This window comes from Achromobacter sp. NPDC058515 (assembly GCF_042721735.1).
Classification (GTDB): domain Bacteria; phylum Pseudomonadota; class Gammaproteobacteria; order Burkholderiales; family Burkholderiaceae_B; genus Achromobacter.
This window is the reverse complement of record NZ_JBHXNI010000006.1, coordinates 161,437-179,890: the sequence shown is the minus strand read 5'-3', so window position 1 is coordinate 179,890 and position 18,454 is coordinate 161,437. Positions and strand designations below refer to the sequence as shown.

23 protein-coding genes are annotated in these 18,454 nt (G+C 64.1%); 11 read left to right on the top strand and 12 right to left on the bottom strand.

Features of this window, described 5'->3' with window-relative positions:
- Position 1 precedes the first annotated feature (1 nt).
- From ACFWP0_RS13190 to ACFWP0_RS13175, 4 genes are read right to left on the bottom strand one after another with little or no spacing between them, the layout of a single operon-like run.
- Positions 2 to 766, bottom strand: coding sequence for an ABC transporter ATP-binding protein (locus ACFWP0_RS13190; RefSeq protein ID WP_377842579.1), 765 nt, complete (start codon positions 764 to 766; stop codon positions 2 to 4).
- A complete protein-coding gene (locus ACFWP0_RS13185; RefSeq protein WP_377842577.1) occupies positions 763 to 1,620 on the bottom strand; it encodes an ABC transporter ATP-binding protein in 858 nt (285 codons plus the stop codon). The genes ACFWP0_RS13190 and ACFWP0_RS13185 overlap by 4 nt, the downstream gene beginning before the upstream one ends.
- Before the next feature lie 7 nt (positions 1,621 to 1,627).
- Entirely contained in the window at positions 1,628 to 2,530 is a 903-nt protein-coding gene (locus ACFWP0_RS13180; protein WP_377842575.1) for an ABC transporter permease, read from the bottom strand.
- Between the two features lie 9 nt (positions 2,531 to 2,539).
- Positions 2,540 to 3,613, bottom strand: a complete 1,074-nt coding sequence (locus ACFWP0_RS13175) for an ABC transporter permease (protein WP_377842574.1) — start codon at positions 3,611 to 3,613, stop codon at positions 2,540 to 2,542.
- 32 nt (positions 3,614 to 3,645) lie between these two features.
- On the opposite strand from ACFWP0_RS13175, the gene ACFWP0_RS13170 reads away from it, so the two are divergent.
- Positions 3,646 to 3,822, top strand: a complete 177-nt coding sequence (locus ACFWP0_RS13170; protein WP_377842572.1) for a hypothetical protein — start codon at positions 3,646 to 3,648, stop codon at positions 3,820 to 3,822.
- Positions 3,823 to 4,000: 178 nt separating this feature from the next.
- On the opposite strand, the gene ACFWP0_RS13165 is transcribed toward ACFWP0_RS13170, so the two are convergent.
- Positions 4,001 to 4,891 (bottom strand): LysR family transcriptional regulator, encoded by an 891-nt coding sequence (locus ACFWP0_RS13165; protein WP_377842570.1) that lies wholly within the window; start codon positions 4,889 to 4,891, stop codon positions 4,001 to 4,003.
- A 283-nt stretch (positions 4,892 to 5,174) separates the two neighbouring features.
- On the opposite strand from ACFWP0_RS13165, the gene ACFWP0_RS13160 reads away from it, so the two are divergent.
- Positions 5,175 to 6,686, top strand: a complete 1,512-nt coding sequence (locus ACFWP0_RS13160; protein ID WP_377842568.1) for a M81 family metallopeptidase — start codon at positions 5,175 to 5,177, stop codon at positions 6,684 to 6,686.
- A gap of 128 nt (positions 6,687 to 6,814) precedes the next feature.
- Positions 6,815 to 7,237: a hypothetical protein gene (locus tag ACFWP0_RS13155; RefSeq protein ID WP_377842790.1), complete on the top strand. Its 423-nt coding sequence runs from the start codon at positions 6,815 to 6,817 to the stop codon at positions 7,235 to 7,237.
- A 58-nt stretch (positions 7,238 to 7,295) separates the two neighbouring features.
- On the opposite strand, the gene ACFWP0_RS13150 is transcribed toward ACFWP0_RS13155, so the two are convergent.
- Positions 7,296 to 8,324: an NADP-dependent oxidoreductase gene (locus ACFWP0_RS13150; RefSeq protein WP_377842566.1), complete on the bottom strand. Its 1,029-nt coding sequence runs from the start codon at positions 8,322 to 8,324 to the stop codon at positions 7,296 to 7,298.
- Between the two features lie 112 nt (positions 8,325 to 8,436).
- On the opposite strand from ACFWP0_RS13150, the gene ACFWP0_RS13145 reads away from it, so the two are divergent.
- Together ACFWP0_RS13145 and ACFWP0_RS13140 are read left to right on the top strand one after the other, a co-directional pair.
- A complete protein-coding gene (locus ACFWP0_RS13145) occupies positions 8,437 to 9,336 on the top strand; it encodes a LysR family transcriptional regulator (RefSeq protein ID WP_377842564.1) in 900 nt (299 codons plus the stop codon).
- A gap of 212 nt (positions 9,337 to 9,548) precedes the next feature.
- Positions 9,549 to 10,304 carry a DUF899 domain-containing protein gene (locus ACFWP0_RS13140; protein WP_377842788.1) on the top strand — a complete coding sequence of 252 codons (756 nt, stop codon included), beginning with the start codon at positions 9,549 to 9,551 and terminating at the stop codon, positions 10,302 to 10,304.
- A gap of 22 nt (positions 10,305 to 10,326) precedes the next feature.
- Here the strand turns inward: ACFWP0_RS13140 and ACFWP0_RS13135 are convergent, their stop codons facing one another.
- Positions 10,327 to 10,485, bottom strand: a complete 159-nt coding sequence (locus ACFWP0_RS13135; protein ID WP_377842563.1) for a hypothetical protein — start codon at positions 10,483 to 10,485, stop codon at positions 10,327 to 10,329.
- 141 nt (positions 10,486 to 10,626) lie between these two features.
- Positions 10,627 to 10,929: a hypothetical protein gene (locus tag ACFWP0_RS13130; protein WP_377842561.1), complete on the bottom strand. Its 303-nt coding sequence runs from the start codon at positions 10,927 to 10,929 to the stop codon at positions 10,627 to 10,629.
- Between the two features lie 132 nt (positions 10,930 to 11,061).
- Here ACFWP0_RS13130 and ACFWP0_RS13125 point away from each other — a divergent pair, with 132 nt between their 5' ends.
- Positions 11,062 to 11,655: a YSC84-related protein gene (locus tag ACFWP0_RS13125; protein ID WP_377842560.1), complete on the top strand. Its 594-nt coding sequence runs from the start codon at positions 11,062 to 11,064 to the stop codon at positions 11,653 to 11,655.
- 16 nt (positions 11,656 to 11,671) lie between these two features.
- On the opposite strand, the gene ACFWP0_RS13120 is transcribed toward ACFWP0_RS13125, so the two are convergent.
- Complete coding sequence (locus tag ACFWP0_RS13120; RefSeq protein WP_377842558.1) at positions 11,672 to 12,313, bottom strand: glutathione S-transferase family protein; 642 nt, start codon at positions 12,311 to 12,313, stop codon at positions 11,672 to 11,674.
- Between the two features lie 82 nt (positions 12,314 to 12,395).
- On the opposite strand from ACFWP0_RS13120, the gene ACFWP0_RS13115 reads away from it, so the two are divergent.
- The 3 genes from ACFWP0_RS13115 (at position 12,396) to ACFWP0_RS13105 (ending at position 14,206) form a co-directional block, all read left to right on the top strand.
- Positions 12,396 to 12,878 (top strand): nucleoside deaminase, encoded by a 483-nt coding sequence (locus ACFWP0_RS13115; RefSeq protein WP_377842557.1) that lies wholly within the window; start codon positions 12,396 to 12,398, stop codon positions 12,876 to 12,878.
- Between the two features lie 208 nt (positions 12,879 to 13,086).
- Positions 13,087 to 13,695: a hypothetical protein gene (locus ACFWP0_RS13110; RefSeq protein WP_377842555.1), complete on the top strand. Its 609-nt coding sequence runs from the start codon at positions 13,087 to 13,089 to the stop codon at positions 13,693 to 13,695.
- A gap of 25 nt (positions 13,696 to 13,720) precedes the next feature.
- A complete protein-coding gene (locus ACFWP0_RS13105; protein ID WP_377842554.1) occupies positions 13,721 to 14,206 on the top strand; it encodes a hypothetical protein in 486 nt (161 codons plus the stop codon).
- Between the two features lie 30 nt (positions 14,207 to 14,236).
- On the opposite strand, the gene ACFWP0_RS13100 is transcribed toward ACFWP0_RS13105, so the two are convergent.
- Positions 14,237 to 14,848, bottom strand: coding sequence for a cysteine hydrolase family protein (locus ACFWP0_RS13100; protein WP_377842553.1), 612 nt, complete (start codon positions 14,846 to 14,848; stop codon positions 14,237 to 14,239).
- Positions 14,849 to 15,015: 167 nt separating this feature from the next.
- Between ACFWP0_RS13100 and ACFWP0_RS13095 the strand changes: the two genes are divergently transcribed.
- A complete protein-coding gene (locus tag ACFWP0_RS13095; RefSeq protein WP_377842552.1) occupies positions 15,016 to 15,972 on the top strand; it encodes a GlxA family transcriptional regulator in 957 nt (318 codons plus the stop codon).
- Between the two features lie 15 nt (positions 15,973 to 15,987).
- Here the strand turns inward: ACFWP0_RS13095 and ACFWP0_RS13090 are convergent, their stop codons facing one another.
- On the bottom strand, positions 15,988 to 16,950 hold the full coding sequence (locus tag ACFWP0_RS13090) for a GlxA family transcriptional regulator (RefSeq protein ID WP_377842551.1): 963 nt from the start codon (positions 16,948 to 16,950) through the stop codon (positions 15,988 to 15,990).
- Positions 16,951 to 17,054: 104 nt separating this feature from the next.
- Between ACFWP0_RS13090 and ACFWP0_RS13085 the strand changes: the two genes are divergently transcribed.
- Complete coding sequence (locus tag ACFWP0_RS13085) at positions 17,055 to 17,765, top strand: GNAT family N-acetyltransferase (RefSeq protein ID WP_377842549.1); 711 nt, start codon at positions 17,055 to 17,057, stop codon at positions 17,763 to 17,765.
- Between the two features lie 15 nt (positions 17,766 to 17,780).
- Here the strand turns inward: ACFWP0_RS13085 and ACFWP0_RS13080 are convergent, their stop codons facing one another.
- The gene (locus ACFWP0_RS13080) at positions 17,781 to 18,392 is read right to left on the bottom strand and encodes a TetR/AcrR family transcriptional regulator (RefSeq protein WP_377842548.1); all 612 of its coding nucleotides are present in this window, start codon (positions 18,390 to 18,392) and stop codon (positions 17,781 to 17,783) included.
- Between the last annotated feature and the right edge of the window lie 62 nt (positions 18,393 to 18,454).

The following is an 18,454-nucleotide window of genomic DNA, read 5'->3' as shown; positions in this document are numbered from 1 at the left end:
CCTAGTTGCGAGCCAGCGCGGGGACGCTGGCGGCCAGGAATTCCCTTGTGTAGTCCGCCGTCATCCGGCCGGCGCGCAGGTCGTCGCCCGTCAGCTCTTCCAGTATCCGGCCGTGCTGCATGATGGCGACCCGGTCGCACATGTGCGCAACCACGGCCAGGTCATGGCTGACCATCAGATAGGTCAGCCCAAGCTCGCGCCGCAGCCGGGTCAGCAGATTCAGGATCTCTGCCTGCACCGACACATCGAGCGCGGAGGTCGGTTCGTCCAGCAGCAGCAGATTCGGTTCGACGATCAGGGCCCGCGCAATGGCGACCCGCTGGCGCTGGCCGCCCGAGAGTTCATGCGGATACCGGTACTTGAATTGTGGCCCTAGGCCCACGTTGCCCAGCACCTCGTCGATGCGGCGTTGCACATCGCCCAGGCCCATCAGCTTCACGGGCTCGGCCAGCACGTTCTGCACCATCTTGTAGGGGTGCAGCGAGCCGTAAGGGTCCTGGAAGACCATCTGCATGACACGATAGTGCTCGCGCTTTCGTACGCGCGGCAATTCGCGTCCGGCGTGCAGGATGCGCCCCTCGTAATTCGGGTTCAGCCCCGCGACAGTCCTGAGTATGGTCGATTTGCCGCAACCGGACTCGCCGATCAAGCCGTAGGATTCGCCTCTTGCGACGCGGAAATCCGTTTCGTGAACCACGGTAATGGCGGTTGCTCCCAATCCGTAGGAAACCTCCAGGTTCGCTGCCTCCAGCAGGGTGTCGTTCATTGCGAGCCCCTAAGCGATTCGGTCAGCCAGGCGGGATCACGACGCAGCACCGGCAATTCATCGCAGGGCTTGTCCAGCCGCGGCAGGCTGTCCAGCAACCCGCGGGTGTAGGGATGCCTCGCCTTCCCCAGTTCCTTCGCCGGCAGGTCTTCCAGCACCCTCCCCGCATACATCACCAGCACCCGGTCGCAGAAATCGGCGACCAGGTTCAGATCGTGGCTGATGAAGATCAGGCTGGCTCCCGTGCGGTCCACAAGCTCGTCGAGAACATTCAGGACTTGCCGGCGCACCGTGACATCCAGCGCCGAGGTCGGCTCGTCGGCAATGATCACTTTCGGTTCCGGGATCAGCATCATGGCGATCATGATCCGCTGGCCCATGCCGCCGGACACTTCATGCGGCAATACGTTGTAGACCCGTTTCGGATCGCGGATATGCACGCTCTCCAGCATCGCCAATGCCCTTTCCCGCGCTTCGCCCTTCGAGGCCTTGTGGTGGGTCAGGTAGGCTTCCGCAATCTGGTCCCCCACTTTCATCAGCGGGTTCAGCGAGAATTTCGGGTCTTGCAGAATCATCGCGATGTCGCGGCCCCGTACGGCGCACATCTGCTTTTCCGTGGCTTGCAGCAGGTCGACATCGCCAAAGCTCATGCTGTCCGCCGTCACCTTGGCGGTGCTGGCGGACAGCCGCATGATCGCGCGCCCGGTCTGGCTCTTGCCGGAGCCGGATTCGCCCACGATGCCCAGCTTTTCATGGCCCAGGTCGAAATTGACCCCTCGCACCGCGTGGGTCGTGCGCAGCGCGCCATTGAAATGAATATTGAGATTGCGGACGGAGATGATGGGATTCGTCACGGGGACCTCACTCCTGGCGCGGATTGAGCACGTCGCGCAGGCCGTCGCCGACGAGATTGAACGCGATAGACGTCAGCAGGATCATGATCCCGGGCGCGGCGGCGATATGGCCATTGGAGAGAATGAATTGGCGGGCGGAAGAAAGCATCGCGCCCCATTCCGGCGACGGAGGCTGCGCTCCCAGCCCCAGAAACCCAAGGCCAGCCGCCGACAGGATGATCGAGGTGATGTTCAGCGTCAGCCGCACAATCACGGAAGGAATGCAGGTGGGAACGATGTGATGCAGCAGGATATGCCGTGACGAAGCGCCCTGGAGCCGGACGGCGGCGATGTAGTCCGCCTTGCGGATCATCATCGTCTCGGTCCGCGCCAGGCGCGCGATCGGGGGCCAGGACGCAAGCGATATCGCGATGATCGCGTTCTCGATGCTGGGGCCAAGCGCCGCCACGAACGCCAGCGCCAGAATGAGCGAAGGCAATGCCAGGAAGATGTCGGTGATGCGCATCAGGATCATGTCGATCCAGCCGCCGAAATAGCCGGAGACCACGCCGACCAGCAATCCGATGGGCGCGGAAATCAGCGCGGTGAGGCAGGCGATGTAGAGCGTGATGCGCCCGCCGTGCAACAGCCGCGAGTAAATGTCCCGGCCCAGTTCATCGGTGCCGAGCCAATGCGCCGCGGACGGCATGGCCAGGCGGTTCGCCAGGTCCTGGGCGGTGTAGTCGTGAGTGGCGAGCCAGGGCGCGAAGATCGCAGCCGCAAAAATGATGATCAGCAGTATGAGTCCGATCATCGCCGACGTGTTCCGGCGCATTTTCAGAGCCATGACTTTGAACTGCTGCGCGCGGGCTTCGCGCGTAGTGCTTGCCCCCTGCGCCGAAGCCGGCGCAAGCGTGGTTTGATTCAGCATGCCTTGTCCTTAGCGGGTGCGCGGGTCGAGCGCCCAATACAGCAGGTCGCAGATGAGATTGAGCGTGACGAAAATCACGCCTATCAGCAACGTGCAGCCGACGACCGAATTCATGTCGCCCGCGAGCAGCGAGTTCGTCAAATAGCGGCCAAAGCCCGGCCAGGCGAAGACCGTCTCCGTCAACACCGCGCCCTCCAGCAAGAAGGCATAGGACAGCGCGACGACGGTAATGACCTGGATGGCGATGTTGCGGAACACATGCACCCAGATCATCCGCCACTTGCTGAGCCCTTTGGTCCGGGCGGTAATGACGTACTCCTGCTCCAACTGCTCGATCATGAACGAGCGCGTCATGCGGCTGATATAGGCCATCGAGCCCAGTCCGAGAATCGACGCGGGCAGGATGATGTGTGAAAACACATTGCGGAAGACTTCCATGTTTCCCGACAGGAGCGAGTCGACCAGGAAGAACCCGGTTACCGGCTCCAGGTCGAACTCGTAGACCATATCGATGCGGCCCGGGCCGCCGACCCAGCCTAGCGTCGAATAGAACAGGACCAGGCCCATCAGCCCCAGCCAGAAGTTCGGCGCGGAATACGTCAGCAGCGAAAGCACGCGCGCGACGTGATCAACCCAGCTGTTCCGGTAGACGGCCGCGGCCACCCCCAGCGGCACGCCCAGACAGGTGCCGATCAGCATGGCGACGGTGGCCAGCTCTATGGTCGCCGGAAACGTACGGGCGATCTCTTCGCTGACCGGGCGGCCGGAAAGCAGCGCATTGCCAAAATCCAAATGCAGGATGTTCCACAGGTAGTTTCCGAACTGGACGATGAGCGGCTGGTCGAGCCCCATCTGCACATACATCCGGTCGTATGCTTCCTTAGTGGCGTTGTCGCCAAGCACGGCAAGAATCGGGTCCAGCGGCAGCAGTCTTCCTATGAAGAAAGTCAGCGCAGCCAGGCCGACCAGCGTTACGGCCATAGACCCGAGCCGAGCGAGAATCGCGCCGGCTTTCGGGGATAGGACGGTCTTGCGCCGCCGGCGCGCGACTGCCCCGCCGGAAACAGGAGATGCCACATTCATATCGAGACCTCGACGCAATAGATGCGGGATTCATGCAGGAAACGGCCGTCGGCAGCATGACGGACGGCAGCAACGCGGCCGCGTTGAACGACGGCCGCCACACCACGGTGCGAGCGCGCTTGTCTTTTTGGGTTTTGAGTGTTGCCCTTAACGCAAGGGCCATGGCCAATATGGCAATGAGATGGGTGCTGATGGGGCTGGCTGGTTGAATACTCGAAAATAGCCGCGACGCAATCCCTGGCGGGATTAGTGCCCATCTGCATAAATTCCCCAAATGCAATCGATGACGCATAGTCATCGTGCGTGAGTTCTTTTTTTTAGAATGGCGCAAACATGGCGTTTTGTCTAGTGAGAGTGTTCCTGCATGGCTTGACTCTCGCGCAGCGCTCAGCGGCTTGCCATCTGGACAAGCAATTGCGCAAATTCCTCGACTGAGCGAGGCAATTGCCGGCCCTGCATGGTGTAGATCTGCACCGTTCGATCGTAGATATCCGAATCCGTCAGAGGCACGGCCACCACGTCGCCGCGCTCCAGCGCGTACCACACGGCCAGCTTGCCGGCCAGGGTGATCGCTTCGTAGTCGCGGATGTAGTGCTGCAGCGCGCCCGAGTAATCGGAAATGAAGACATAGTTCAGTTCGATGCGCGCACGCATGCAGCAGTAGTCGACCAAGGTTCGAGTGCTGCTGTCCACACCGGACATGACCACATCGTGGGCAGCGATATCGTGCAGCGACAGGATGTCCCGGCTGGCCAGCGGGTGCGCGGGGGACATGACCGCGTATAGCGGAGCGCTTTGCGAAAAGATAACGTCCACGCCCTCCACGGGAAGCATGCTGTAGGCCATGCCAAGATCGACCTCGCCCAGCATGACCGCCTTTCGCACCTCGCTGCGCCTGATCATGCGCATGTCGAAGTTCACCTCGGGCGAGGCCTTGCGGAACTCGCCGATGGCGTGCGGGATGAACTCCCGCCCGAAGCCTTCGTTGGCGCCGACTCGGATGGTCGACCTGCCCAGACGCGACCTGGCCGAGATTTCCTCGCTGACGCGCTCTGACTCCAGGATGGCCCTGCGCGCATAGACGGCAAGGAGTTCGCCGGTTTCAGTCAAACGCATGCCGCGCGCATTTCGCTCAAATAGCGCGGTGCCGTGCTTCTGTTCCAGGCCCTGTATCTGCCGGCTGACCGCCGAAGGAGCGACATGCAAGATCTCCGCTGCCGATGTGACTGAGCCGCAATTGGCGACTTGAAGAAAATATCGAAGGGCCGAGCTGATCATGGGAACGAGTGAATTCTGGGCGGTCCGCATTCGATAGTCACCGGTGCAAACAGGTGAAGGGCGAACGCGAAAATTTAAGGGAAACCCCGGAAAATCCGACGAAATTTTATCTCACGACACACGGGTTCCTGTCGGGCGCGGGCGTCGATGGGGACTGTCCATTTTGACTGCGGCGCGGGAGCTTTCAATTTTTTGCAATGGCCCTTCCACAATCGGTACTGGACTGTCTGCGCGCACTACGGAAGACTAACAGACGTCTCAAAGCCACCCAGCCTCCCTATCCATGAAACTCGAAAAAAAGATCCGCGTTGCCGTACTGCACTTCATGCACGAGACCGTCACCTTCCTGGGCAACGACACGACACTGGATGATTTCATCTACGAAGGATCTCCGGCGCGTGGCGAGGAACTGCTGGCTTCCGACACGCGCGGCTATGTCGGCGGATTCGTAAAGGTGGCGCGCGAGTATCCGGATGTGGAAGTGACAGGCATCGAATCGCCCTTGTTTCCCAAGACCGGAACGGGATCTGGCTGGATTACCCACGAGGCCTTCGAGCACTTCGTGGGCATCATGCTGCGCGAACTGCGCGCGCAAGGCCCGTTCGATGGCGTCTATCTGGCTGTGCATGGCGCGATGGCGGTGCGCGGCATAGCGCGTCCCGAAGCCGAACTTGCGCGTCGCGTACGCGACGTGATCGGGCCGGCCGCATTCATTTCGGCCACGTTCGATCCCCATGCCAACGAGGACGAAGCCTTCTTGGAGTCGGCCGATATGGCTTTCTCGGTGAAGTACTTTCCTCATTACGACTGCCACCTGCAAGGCGAGCGCGCCGCGCGGATGCTGATCCGCGCAATACGGGGCGATTTCAAGCCGGTCAACTTCCAACGCAAGGTTCCCATCATTTCCGCCACCGTGCAGCAATGGACCGGCGCGTCGCCATGGATGGACATGATTCAGCGCGCGCTCGTCTGGGAGGCCCGCGAACCCGATCTGTTCGTCAATGTGCTGTTCGGCTTTCCGTGGGCGGACGTGCCGGATGCCGGGATGACCGTCCAGGCGCTGACCAATGGCAATCCCGGCCTGGCGCGCAAGGTAGTCGACGACATGAGCGAATGGATCTGGCGCAGGCGTGAAGACCTGCTCGACACGACAAAGGTCCTGTCCATTGCCGATGGCGTGAAGCAGGCCAAGAAATTTGCCGCCGAAGGCCGCAAGCCCGTCGTACTCGCGGACCATAGCGATCGCTCGGGCTACGCCACCTGGATTCTGGAGCAGGTGCTGGAGCAAAACCTGTCGCGCACGCTGATCGCCACGATCGCTGACGAGCAAGCCATCCAGACGCTGCAGGAAGCCGGCGTTCAGGTCGGACAGCATTTCGATATGGCGGTGGGCGGGCGCGTCGATCCCTCCTCCGGCGAGCCGGTGCGTGTCGCGGGCGAGATCGTTCACGTCGGCGAGAAAGGCACTGGCCGGCAGCGCTATCTGGACAGCGTCAACATCGCTTTTGGCGATGGAAATCTGCTGATTCTCAGCCGCTATCTTGTCCAGGCCAAAGAACTGGAAGAGATCGGCAAATTGGAAGCCGATCCGGCAGGCTTCGATATTCTGGCGATCAAATCGCGCGTGCACTTTCGGCGCGGCTTTGACGACAGTGGCTTCGCCAAAGCCATTTTGCTGGTCGAGCCCGATGAACCTTTTCTGGGCACGGTGCGCCTGGACGGGTTGCGGTACGAGAACCTCGACCTCAAGAACTTCTACCCCTATGGATCGCCTGAGTGGCCGCCGGCAACATGACACGCCCCCCGTTGCCGGCCGGGCAGGATGCGCGCGGCGCGCGTTCTACCTATCCAACGACGGGAGGCGATTTTGCTGAACATCGCAGCAACGTGCAGGCGGGACGCCCCATTGGCTACACTTCCCAAATGCGCAACCAGCCCGACCCATTCGCCCCGCCCAAAAGGCAGCGCGCCGCCCGCCTGAACTCGCTCCTTTGGATCCTTGATCCCCTGGAGCGCGACGCGAACTACATCCGCCGCAAGATGTTCGGCTGCGATGCCGCATACCTGGACGAAAAGCTCTACCTCGTCGTTGCAGATCGGGACGAACCCTGGAACGGCGTCATGGTGTGCACCTCGCATGAACGCCACGCAGCGCTGATAGCTGAAATGCCGAGCCTGGCGCCCCACCCCGAGCTGGGGAAGTGGCTGCATTTGCCGCAGACCGATGAGGCGTTCGAGGCCATTGCGGCAAAGCTCGTCGCGCTGGCGCTGGCGCGGGATCCGCGCCTGGGGGTGGTTCCCAAACCGAAATCACGGCGCCGCAAGTCCTGGCGCACTGACGAGTAAGCGATTTCCAGTCGCGCCGGCGCGCCCTTGCAGAAGGATCACGCCGGCCAGCCTTGGGCTAGTCCCCTAGCCGCACCACCAACTTCCCAAAGTTCTTCCCTTCCAGCAGGCCGATAAACGCCTCGGGCGCCTGCTCCAGCCCGTCAACCACATCTTCCCTCCAGCGCAGCTTGCCCTCGGCGATCCAACCCGCAGCCTCGCGCTGGAACTCGTCCTCCTGCGCCCCGGCAAAGTCGTACACGATGAATCCGCGCAGCGTGATGCTCCTGGCCAGGATTTCGCGCATCGTCGCGGGCAGCCGATCCGGCCCGCTTTGGATCGACGGGCCATCGTTGTAGTTGGCAATCAGCCCACACACCGGCACGCGGGCAAATTTGTTCAGCAACGGGAGCACCGCATCCCACACGTGGCCGCTGACATTCTCGAAGTAGACGTCGATGCCATCCGGGCAGGCTTGCGCCAGCTTCTGCGCAAAATCGGGCGCCTGGTGGTCCACGACGACATCAAAGCCCAGCTCGTTTTTCACGAAGGCGCACTTCTCCGGGCCGCCGGCAATGCCCACGGCGCGCGCGCCCTTGATGCGGGCGATCTGGCCCACAACCGAGCCGACTGCGCCGCTGGCGGCGGCGACGACGACGGTTTCGCCGGGTTTGGGCTGGCCGATGTTGAGCAGCCCGGCGTAGGCGGTGTAGCCCGGCATGCCCAGCACCCCAAGCGCGGTGGACGGCGGCGCGATGCCGGGATCCAGCCGGCGCAGGTTGCTGCCGTCGGACAACGCGTAGCGCTGCCAGCCGGATTCGGACAGGACGATGTCGCCTTCTCGCCAATCGGCATGGCGGGACGCTTTGACCCGGGCGACCGTGCCGCCGACGATCACGTCGCCGATCTCGATGGGCGGCGCGTAGGACTTGGCGGCGCTGATGCGCCAGCGCATGTAGGGATCCAGCGACAGGTACTGCGTTTCCAGCAGGACCTCGCCGTTGCCGGGTTCGGGGATAGCCGCAAGCTCGAAGCGAAAGTCGGTGGGTTTCGGGCGGCCGACGGGGCGGGATGCGAGGACGACGCGCAGGTTTTGGGTATCAGACATGGGAAAGAACCTCCGTGGATTAGGTCAGCCAATTAGCGACAACCCGATCCTAGGCATCTCCAAGAGATAAAGGTAGACTGATATCCAATAATTCAGACTTAACGGATTGATAATGTCAGGCGACTTTGACCCGGCCCTGTTGCGCACCTTTGTTGCCGTCTGCCGCCATGGCAGCCTGAGCCGCGCCGCGGATCAGGCCGGTCGGGCCCAGTCGGCGCTCAGCACGCAGATCCGGCGGCTGGAAGAAATGGTGGGCAAGCGGCTGCTGCACCGCACGGGCCGGGGGATGTCGCCCACCACCGAAGGCGAGTTGCTGCTGAGCTATGCCAACCGCATCCTGGCGCTGGGCGAGACGGCCGCGGCGCGGCTGCGCGAACGCGCCGTTGCGGGCAGCGTGCGTATCGGCCTGTCGGAGGACGTCGCGGTGGCGGCCTTGCCTGCCGCCCTGGGCCGCTTGAAGCGTTCCTGCCCCCAGCTGCACCTGGAAGTGGTGGTCGACGATGGCGAGCGGCTTGCCACGCGCTGGCAGGAGGGTGCGCTCGACGTGGCCATAGGCGTCTGCGCCGCATTTGTGGATGAGCCCGTGGAGACGTGGTCGGTGGACCTGCATTGGGTGTGCGGCATAGACGACACGCCGGCCCCGGACCAGCCGCTGGACCTGATCGTGTATGCCGAGCCCTGCTCGTGGCGCCGGCTGGTGTTCGACGCGCTGACGGCGGCGGGGCGCGACTTCCGGGTCTCGCTGACCAGCCACAACGTGGGCGCCACCATCGCGGCCGTCGAGAACGGCCTGGGCGTTGCGGTGCTGACGACCGAATGCTTGCGGCCGGACACCATGCGGATCATTTCCATCGGGCCCGATGGCGCGCCGGCCCTGAGCGCGCAGTTTGGGATGTACGCGTCGAAGCGGCTGAACGAGAGCGGCCAGGCCGCCGTATCGCTATTGCGGGAAAGCCTGCAGGGATGGGCCGCGCCCAGGTTGCCGCGCGATGCGGGGCTCGTGCCGGCCTGACGCGTCTTTGTCCGCTTGCCGCCAGAAGGCAATGTAGGCCATTGAAATAGCGCCACATCTGTTACTCCTGCGCGCCGGCGCCTGGTGCCAAACTATCCCTAGGCCCAAGCAATCGCCGTTCAACCATGCCGAAGAGGACATCGACATACGCCAGGAGGTTCAAAGCCATGACCAAGTCCCCCACACGCGACAGCGCCGGCGCCCAATCCGCCATGCGCACGCCCCCGCTCGTTTCCTCCCAAGACTGGGAATCCGCCCGCCAGCAACTTCTGATCAAGGAAAAAGCCCACACCCACGCCCGCGACGCCCTCGCCGCGGAACGCCGCCGCATGCCATGGACGCCCATAGACAAGCAGTACGTGTTTGAAGGCCCCAACGGCGCCCTCGCCCTTCCCGACCTCTTCGACGGCCGCCGGCAGCTCATCGTCTACCGCGCCTTCTTCGAGCCTGGCGTCTACGGCTGGCCCGAGCACGCGTGCCGCGGCTGCTCCATGGTGGCCGACCAGGTCGCGCACGTGGCCCACCTGAATGCCCGCGACACCACGCTGGTCTTCGTCTCGCGCGCCCCGCAAGCCGACATCGCCCGCCTGAAAGCCCGGATGAATTGGAAGATGCCGTGGTTCACCCTCACCGACAGTTTCGATGCGGATTTTGGGGTGGATGAGTGGCATGGGACGAACGTGTTCATCCGCGACGGGGACCGCGTGTTCCGCACGTATTTCCTGAACAACCGCGGCGACGAGCAGATGGGCGGCACTTGGAACTATCTGGACATCACGCCGCTGGGCCGGCAGGAGGCCTGGGAGGATTCACCCGAGGGGTACCCCCAGACACCGCCCTATAAATGGTGGAACTGGCACGACAGCTATGTGCCGGACGCGCCGCCGGACAAGAAGTGGGTGGAGATATCCGACGCGGGGGAGAAGGCGTTCAGGAATCAAAGCAAAGGATCAAAGCGCCAGGTGTGATCGGGGTCATGGGCGCATGGGATCACGCGGGCGCCAACGCTTGCTCGACTTCGCCGTCTTCTTCGATCAGCGTGTAGGCCTTGTCCCCATCGATCGCTTCGGCGCGCCGCCGCAGTGCCCTTTCCAGGGCTATGGACGCGTCGGCGGGGTCGAACCAGAAGCCTTCAAGACTGGAGCTCACTGGACGATCGCGAGGACAAGGGCAAAGCGTGGTGTAGGCATGAATGCTGATGTTGAATGGATGGCCCGCGGGAAGCGCTGCCGAGAGCGCGGCACAGTTTAGCGTCGATGCGTCAGCGATGTTCTTGGCAACATCCCGTGCTTATGGATCGCCATGCAGCGTCGGAGGCTCCTGTGGAATGGCCAGCGTAGCGCCGCAATAGCGGCAGACGCGCGCCTCCCGCAGTATGCGTCCGCCACATTCGGGGCAGTCGACATGCGTCGCCGGAACAGGACGCTTGGCGTGCGGAGAACGGTCGGCGATGACCAGCAGGAAGATGCCCGCGAGCAGCGGGCTGATCAGGCAGGCAAGCATCGTCCACCCGAAGCCGTGGCGCCCCCGGCCGGACGCCAGGACGCCGACCACGAGGGCTAGCGCAATCCAGAGGAAGATGATGAGTAGCATGGCGCGATGTTAAACCGGCGACGGGCGCGTTTTTTCTCGTGGCGGGTTGGGAACCGCGCCTTAACGCGGCGGACCGGAGTAATCTGCTGCCACGGGCATGAATCGTGGGCCGGCAACCAAAAGGAAGCTTATATGCTTGATATCTCTTCAAAATTGCGCAGAACCAGCGTGGCCGCCCTGACGCTGGGCATGGCCAGCGTGCTGTTTGCAGGTTGCACGACGACGGATTCGCGGGCGACGGCCACCCCGGCCGAAAAGAGGCAGGAGCTGGATGCCGCCACCGACGCCACCTTGTCCAAGCTGTACGAGTCCTCGCCGCAGTCCAGGCAGCTGGTGGAACGCGCCCGCGGCGTGCTGGTGTTTCCGGCCGTGCTGAGCGCCAGCTTCATCGTGGGCGCCCAGCATGGAACGGGCGTCTTGCGGATGAACGGCCAGGACACCGGCTACTACAGCATCACCGGCGGCTCCATCGGCTTGCAGGCGGGTGCTCAGTCCAAGGCCATGGTGGTGTTGTTCATGACGGATGACGCCCTGGCCAAGTTCCGCGCCAGCAGCGGCTGGACGATAGGGGCCGACGCCACCGTCGCCGTGGCGAACGTGGGCGTCAATGGCAGCATTGATTCCAACACCGCCCAGCAACCGATCGTGGGCTTTGTCATGAATAACGGCGGCCTGATGGCCGGCGTGTCCGTGGACGGCAGCAAGATTTCACCGCTGCTGCTGTAGCCCCGGCTGGATCGGTTCAGGTCAGCATCGGCGCCATATCCGGATCGCCCTTCTTCATGGCGCGCCGATAGGCGTCGCGTGCGCCGATGCGCTTCAGGTAAGCCAGAATATTCGGATACGGCGACAGGTCGAACGGAAAGAACAGCCGCATCGTGGTCAGGGAAAACACCGCGACGATGTCCGCCGCAGTCAGGGCGTCGCCCGCCAGATAGTCCGCCGCGCCAAGGCGTTTTTCGACCAAGCCCAGGCCGTGTTTGCGCCGGGCGTCCGCGAACTGCACCGTCGGATTGTCCGCCGGCACGTTGGCGCGGCTCAAGACCATGCTCCGCATCAGGCTGGGCTGCAGGCTGCCGTTGGAGAAATGGAACCAGTACAGATAATCCACGAAAGCCGCATCGCCCGACGCCGGCGCCAGGGCGCCCTTGCCGTGCTTGGCAAGTATGTACTCGACGATGGCGGTGGATTCCGCCAGCACAATGCCGCCGTCGTTGATGATCGGCGCGGTGCCCAGCGGATGCAGGGCCTTGTACTCGGGCGGAGCCAGCCGCGTGACGGGGTCCCGTGTGTAGACTTTCAGTTCATACGGGATGGCGAGCTCTTCGCACAGCCACACGATGCGCTCGGATTGCGATTTTCCCAGGTGATGGACGGTCAGCATGGCGACGGCTCCTTCTGTTTGGATGGGCCTGCGGATAGTCGAGCTACTCTACCCTTTTCCCCGCTGCACAAGGAGATTCCACATGGTTGACGAACAGGATAAGAAGCACCTTGCCAGATGCGTCGCGCTGGCCAGGCAGGCGCTGGATTCCGGCGACGAGCCCTTTGGATCGGTGCTGGTGTCCGCCGACGGCAGGGTGCTGTTTGAAGACCACAACCACGTGGCCGGCGGGGACCACACGCAGCATCCGGAATTCGAGATCGCCCGCTGGGCGGCCAACAACGTGCCGGAAGCCGAGCGCGGGACCTGCACGGTCTATACGTCGGGCGAGCACTGCCCCATGTGCTCGGCGGCGCATGGATGGGTGGGACTGGGCCGGATTGTGTACGCCGCCTCGTCCAGGCAGTACGCCGAATGGATGCAGGGCTGGGGAGTCCCGGCGTCGCGCGTGCGGCCCTTGTCCATCGCGCAGGTCGTGGAAGGCGTGGAGGTCGAGGGGCCGGTGCCGGAATTTGCCGAGCAGGTCCGCTTGCTGCATCAGGAGAAGGTGCGACGCCGGGCTTAGCACGCTGCAGGAAGGGCCTGAGGGGTTTCGGGGGAATAGGTTTGCTGGCTAACGAACAGATACATATCCTCGGAAGACAGCAATTATTTGAGCGTAATGGTCATGCTAAGTTGGCGCCCGTGCCGTAATCGGGGTCAGGGCCAATCGGTCCTGACCCCGTTCAACGAAAAAGCCACGGCGCTCCCTTATTCCCCTCTTGATACAGACCATGCAAACCAACGTTGATCGCGACACCAGCAACGCATCGGGAATCAAACGCAAGTCCGGCTTTCTACTCTTCGCGTTGGGCGTAGCCTTTGCCGCCGCGCCGGCCATTGCCGCACAGGATCCGGGCGCGGCCGTTCTGCCCCAGCGCGCTCACCAAGCCACGCAAGCGCCCGCAACGCAAGCGCCCGCGCCGCAAGCACCCGCGCCGGCCGGCGCCGCGTCCGCCCTCGCGCCCGTGCAAAAGACCGACATCAAGAGCCAGGCCGCCTACGAACGCCTGCTGAACAACAGCGGCGTTTCCGTGCAGTGGCTCTGGTCCGCGCAGCGCGGCCATCTGAGCGCGAAGGATGTAAACGACGTGGTGCGCATCGACGGCACGCAGGCCAACTTCGAAGGCACGCTGAAGGTCAACGGCGAGATCGTCTCGATCGACAGCGACCGCTTCCTGTTTCGCGGCACGATCCTGATCCTGGATGCGCCGGACAAGGGCCGCAGGTGCGAGCGCACCGGCGACTTCGAGTTCAAGGCAACCGGCAAGCGCAAGTACTGGCGCCTGCAGCAGATGGAAAGCTGCGGTCGCCTGACCGACTACGTCGATATCTACTATTAACCGCCAGACAACCGCCACGGCCCATATGCCCCCTACCGCGATCAAATGGCTTTCCAGCATTGTGTTCGGGCTGCTTGTCGGCAGCGCCACGTTTAGCGTCACCCACCCGCTGTTGCTGATCGTGTTCGGGCTGCATCAGCCGGCGGGCGAGCCATTCGTTCCCTCCGATCCCGCCGTCATGGAAAGGATGCAGCTGGCGAGCGTAGTTCTATACGCCTTGATCGCCATCGCGGTCGCCGTGGCGTTGGCTCGCATCTCCAACATGCGGCGCCTGATCGGTTGGGGATGCCTGCTGCTGGGCGTCGCCTTGCTGGCGACGATACCCGTCAACCTGCTGCTGATGGATCCCGCCGTCTATGGCCCCTCGGCCGCGGACGCGCGGGACGCGAAGACCGCGCTTTTCTTCTTCATGCTGATCTTTGGCTTGCCTTACCTGGGCGGCGGCCTGCTGCTGACGATCGCGGGCACGGTGCTTATCCGCAAGAATCGCGACAAGCCGGCCGTTTCATAAGGCCGGGCGCGCCCGCCAGGGCGCGCCTTGTCAAACCACCGGCAGCTTCAGCACCTGCTCGGTCGTCAATACATCCCCGAACGTGTCGTCGATGCTGGCCAAGGCGGCGCGATGCAGGCTGTCGTGCCCCACGACGCTGCCGTCGGCCCGGTCCAGGTCCCGGGTCGCGCACGCGTCCTCCGCCACGATGACCTCATAGCCCAAGGGCACGGCGTCGCGCGCCGCGCCGGCCACGCAAGCGTGCGTCATCAGGCCGGTGATCACCAGGGTCTTGACGCCGGCGGCCTTCAATTGCTGGTCCAGGTCGGTCGTGGGAAAGACGCTGACCGAGGATTTGCGCACCACCGTGTGATGCGGGGCCGGCTGCAGGTCGACATGGAACTCGCCCGCGGGGCTTTGGTCGGCGAAGACCGGGCTGCCGGCGGGCGTCACGTGCTGGATATGGAACACGGGAATCTTGGCCTCGTCCGCATGCGCGATCAGGCGCTGCGCATTGCTCAGCGCCGCCTTGCCGTCGGGAATCGGCATCTTGCCGTTGAAGTACTCGTTCTGGAAGTCGATCACCAGCAAGGCGGTGGTGGACGCGTCGATGGATGCCGGGGCGGTGGCGCCGGCCAGGGTGCGGATAGTGGGATGGTTCATGGTTTGCCCTCTGCGATGTTGAACGGTAGCGGCGGCCCGCGACGGGTAGCCGCAAGTTGGATGCAGACCTCAGTGTCCCGCCGGAGCCGCTTTGGCGATAGTGGCCCGATGGACAACAATTGATAGAATCGGGCCAACCTTCCCCTTGCCTCTGGCTCGATCAAAAGATGCATACCGTCGCCGTCATCGCCTTCGAAGACATCAGCCCTTTTCACCTGTCCGTGCCCTGCATGGTGTTTGGCGACGACCTGGCCAGGCTCGGCGTGCCGCGCTACCGGCTGCTGATCTGCGGCGAGAAGACCGGGCCGATCCCGACCATGTCGGGGTTCAAGATCGAGGTGGAGCACGACCTGTCGGCGCTGGCAGAGGCCGACACCATCATCATGCCCGCCTGGCGCGATCCCGAAGAGCCCGCCCCGCCCGCCTTGCTGAAAGCCTTGCGGGCCGGCCATGCGCGGGGCGCGCGGATTGTCGCGCTGTGCCTGGGCACCTTCGTGCTGGCCGAAGCCGGCTTGCTGGAAGGCCGCGGCGCCGCCACGCATTGGGCCTGGAGCGACGATTTCGTGCGGCGCTTTCCCAAGGTCCGGCTGGACCGCAAATCCCTGTACATCGACGACGGCGACATCCTGACGTCGGCGGGCACGGCCGCCGCCATCGACTGCTGCCTGCATTTGCTGCGTTGCGACCACGGGGCGGAAATCGCGAATCGCGTGGCGCGGCGCATGGTGGTGGCGCCGCACCGCGACGGCGGACAGGCCCAATACATCGAGCAGCCGCTGCCCGACCAGCACGGGTCGGACAAGCTCAGCGCCACGCTGGACTGGGCCATGGAGAACCTGCGCCAGCCGCTGACGCTGGACCTGCTTGCCGGCAAAGCCGGCATGAGCCGGCGCAACTTCACCCGCCGCTTCAAGGCCAAGACCGGCGCCACGGTGTCCCAATGGGTGCTCAACCACCGCCTGGCCGCGGCCCAGCGGCTGCTTGAAACCAGCAACAAGGGCGTGGACCTGATTGCCGACAGCGTGGGCTTCGGCTCCGCCGTGTCGTTGCGGCAGCACTTCACCCATACGTTTTCGATTTCGCCGTCGGCGTACCGCAGGCAGTTCACCGGCCTGTCCCGGTAGGCTCGCCCCGCCCTGTCACCCCAGGCGCAACTCCCGCACCCCGCGTCCCAGGCGGCGGCGCAGCAGGCTGCGCAGGGTTGCGCCGTCCGCATAGCCGACCTCCGCCGCGATCGCCTCGATGTTCAGGCGGCTGGTTCGCAGAAGATGAACGGCCCGCTCCACGCGCAGGTCCTGGAAGTACGACAAGGGGGATTTTCCCAGCACGGCCTCGATGCGGCGCTGCAAGGTGCGGGTGCTGGTGGCCAGGGCATCCGCCGCCGCGTCCAGCGAAAAGCCCTCGGCCAGCCGGTCGCGGGCCCAGCGCTCAAAGCGCTCGACGAGCGGATCGGCGCGCGCCAGATGGTCCGGAATCATGTAGGGCGCTTGCGAGGGCCGCGCGTCCACCAGCAGGTAGCGGACGACCACCGAAGCCAGGGCGGGACTGGCCTGGTTCAACAGCCACAGCGCCAGATCCAGATGCCCCATTGCGGCGCCGGCCGTCGTGAAGTTGCCCGAAGGCACCATCATCCGCGTGCTGTCCAGGCACACCTCGGGATAGCGCTGGCGGAACAGCGGCGCCAGCCACCAGGAAGTCGTCGCCTCCTGGCCATCCAGCAGCCCCGATTCCGCCAGCACGAAGGTGCCGATGCAGGCGGCCGCGATCTTCACGTCTTCGGCGCGGGCCTCGCGCAGCAGCGCCAGCGCATCCCGCACGTCGCGCCGGGCCAGCGCCGGCACCAGCTGGTCCGGCATCTTGGCGGCGATTGCCGGCACGATCAGCCAGTCGGGCTTGCCCATTGCGCTGGCGGGCTTGACCGGGACGCGCATGCCCAGGCCCGTGCGCACTTCGCCGCGCATGCCGACCACATTGATGTCAAACCGGGGGCCTTCGCCGGGTTGCTGGATCTCGGCCAGCTCGTTGGCGGTGGTGAAGGCATCCAATATCGCGGACAGGCCCGTGTCGAAACAGCCGTCCAGGGCCAGCACCGTTAGCTTCATGGCGGGAATAACTCCAAAAATGTCATTTACGACAATAGAGCGGACGTCCGTTCCTGTCTACAGTGAGCCCCAAGTACGCAACTCGCTGAACTACAGGAACCGGCATGGACCAACTACCGCATAGCCTCGACAACCCGATCTGGACGGCGCTTTCCACGGAACAGGCCCACCTCGGCCTGGGCAACGCTCTTGCCTGCCGCTACCACCCTGAAGTTGCGCCGTTTGCCGCGATGGAGTCCGAAACCCCCCAGGCCTGGCTGGCGCTTGGCCGGCTGCTGCCGTCCGGCCACCAGGTTGCGCTGCTTTCCCCCCAACCGCCCTCGCCTCCCGATTCGCTTCGGGCGCAGCCGGTGGGCGTGATCCACCAGATGGTGGCGACCGGCCCCGAGCCCGGCGGCGCGGACGATCCGGATGTGATCCCCTTGCGTCACGCCGATGCGAACGACATGTTCGACCTCGCGCACAAGACCAAGCCGGGTCCCTTCTGCAAGCGCACGCACGAAATGGGCAACTACATCGGCATACGCGTGGGCGGCCGCCTGATTGCGATGGCGGGCGAGCGGATGCACCCGGCCGGCCACGTCGAGATCAGCGCGGTCTGCGTGGACGACGCGTGGCGCGGCAAGGGCATTGCCGCGCGCCTGGTGCAAAGGCTGCAACGGGATATCCAGCAGCGGGGAGAATCGCCGTTCCTGCATGTGCTGAGCGACAACCGCAATGCAATCGCGCTGTACGAACGCCTGGGATTCGCGCTGCGGCAGACGTTCTTTCTCAGCCTGATCGGACTCGCCGAACAGGGCCCGGACCTGGCATAGCTGGCGCGTCCATGCCTAGGATTGCGCCGCATCCCAGACTTTCAGGACCTGGGTGATTGCGGCATCGAAGTTCGGGTAACGGACGCCGTCGCGCGCCAGCGTGGACACCCCCACCAGGAAGCTGTCAAAAACGGTCGCGAGCGACCGCGCGTCGGCATCGGCGCTGAGCTCGCCGCTGGCGATGCCGCGCTCGACGCAGCGCAGGAACCCGGCGCGGGTCCGCTGGCGCGAGTCCGCCAGAGGCTTGGCGACCGCCGCGTGCTCGGGAGTGGGCGCGCTCATGACGCCCAGGGCCACCATGCAGCCTTTGGGATGCCCCCATTCGCACTGCATCTTCGCCGACCGGCGCAGCGCGAGTTCGATGGCCTTCCGAGGGGCGATTTCATCGTCCCAGAGGCTGTCGTTCACGCGCGCGTAAGTGTCCAGGTAGCGTTGCACGGCTTCTGCGTACAAGGCTTCCTTCGACCCAAAGGCCGCGTAGAAGCTGGGCGCGGAGATGCCCCCGCCGATGCCCGCCTTGAGCTGGGCAAGCGAGGTCGATTCGTAGCCCTGCTCCCAGAAAAGATTCAATGCCTGGTCGACCGCCTGCTCGCGGTCGAATGCGCGAGGCCTGCCCATCTGCGCCATTTCAGCCCTCCTTGATCCCGACATAAATACTACTCGATACATAAGTCGTTGACAACGCGAAG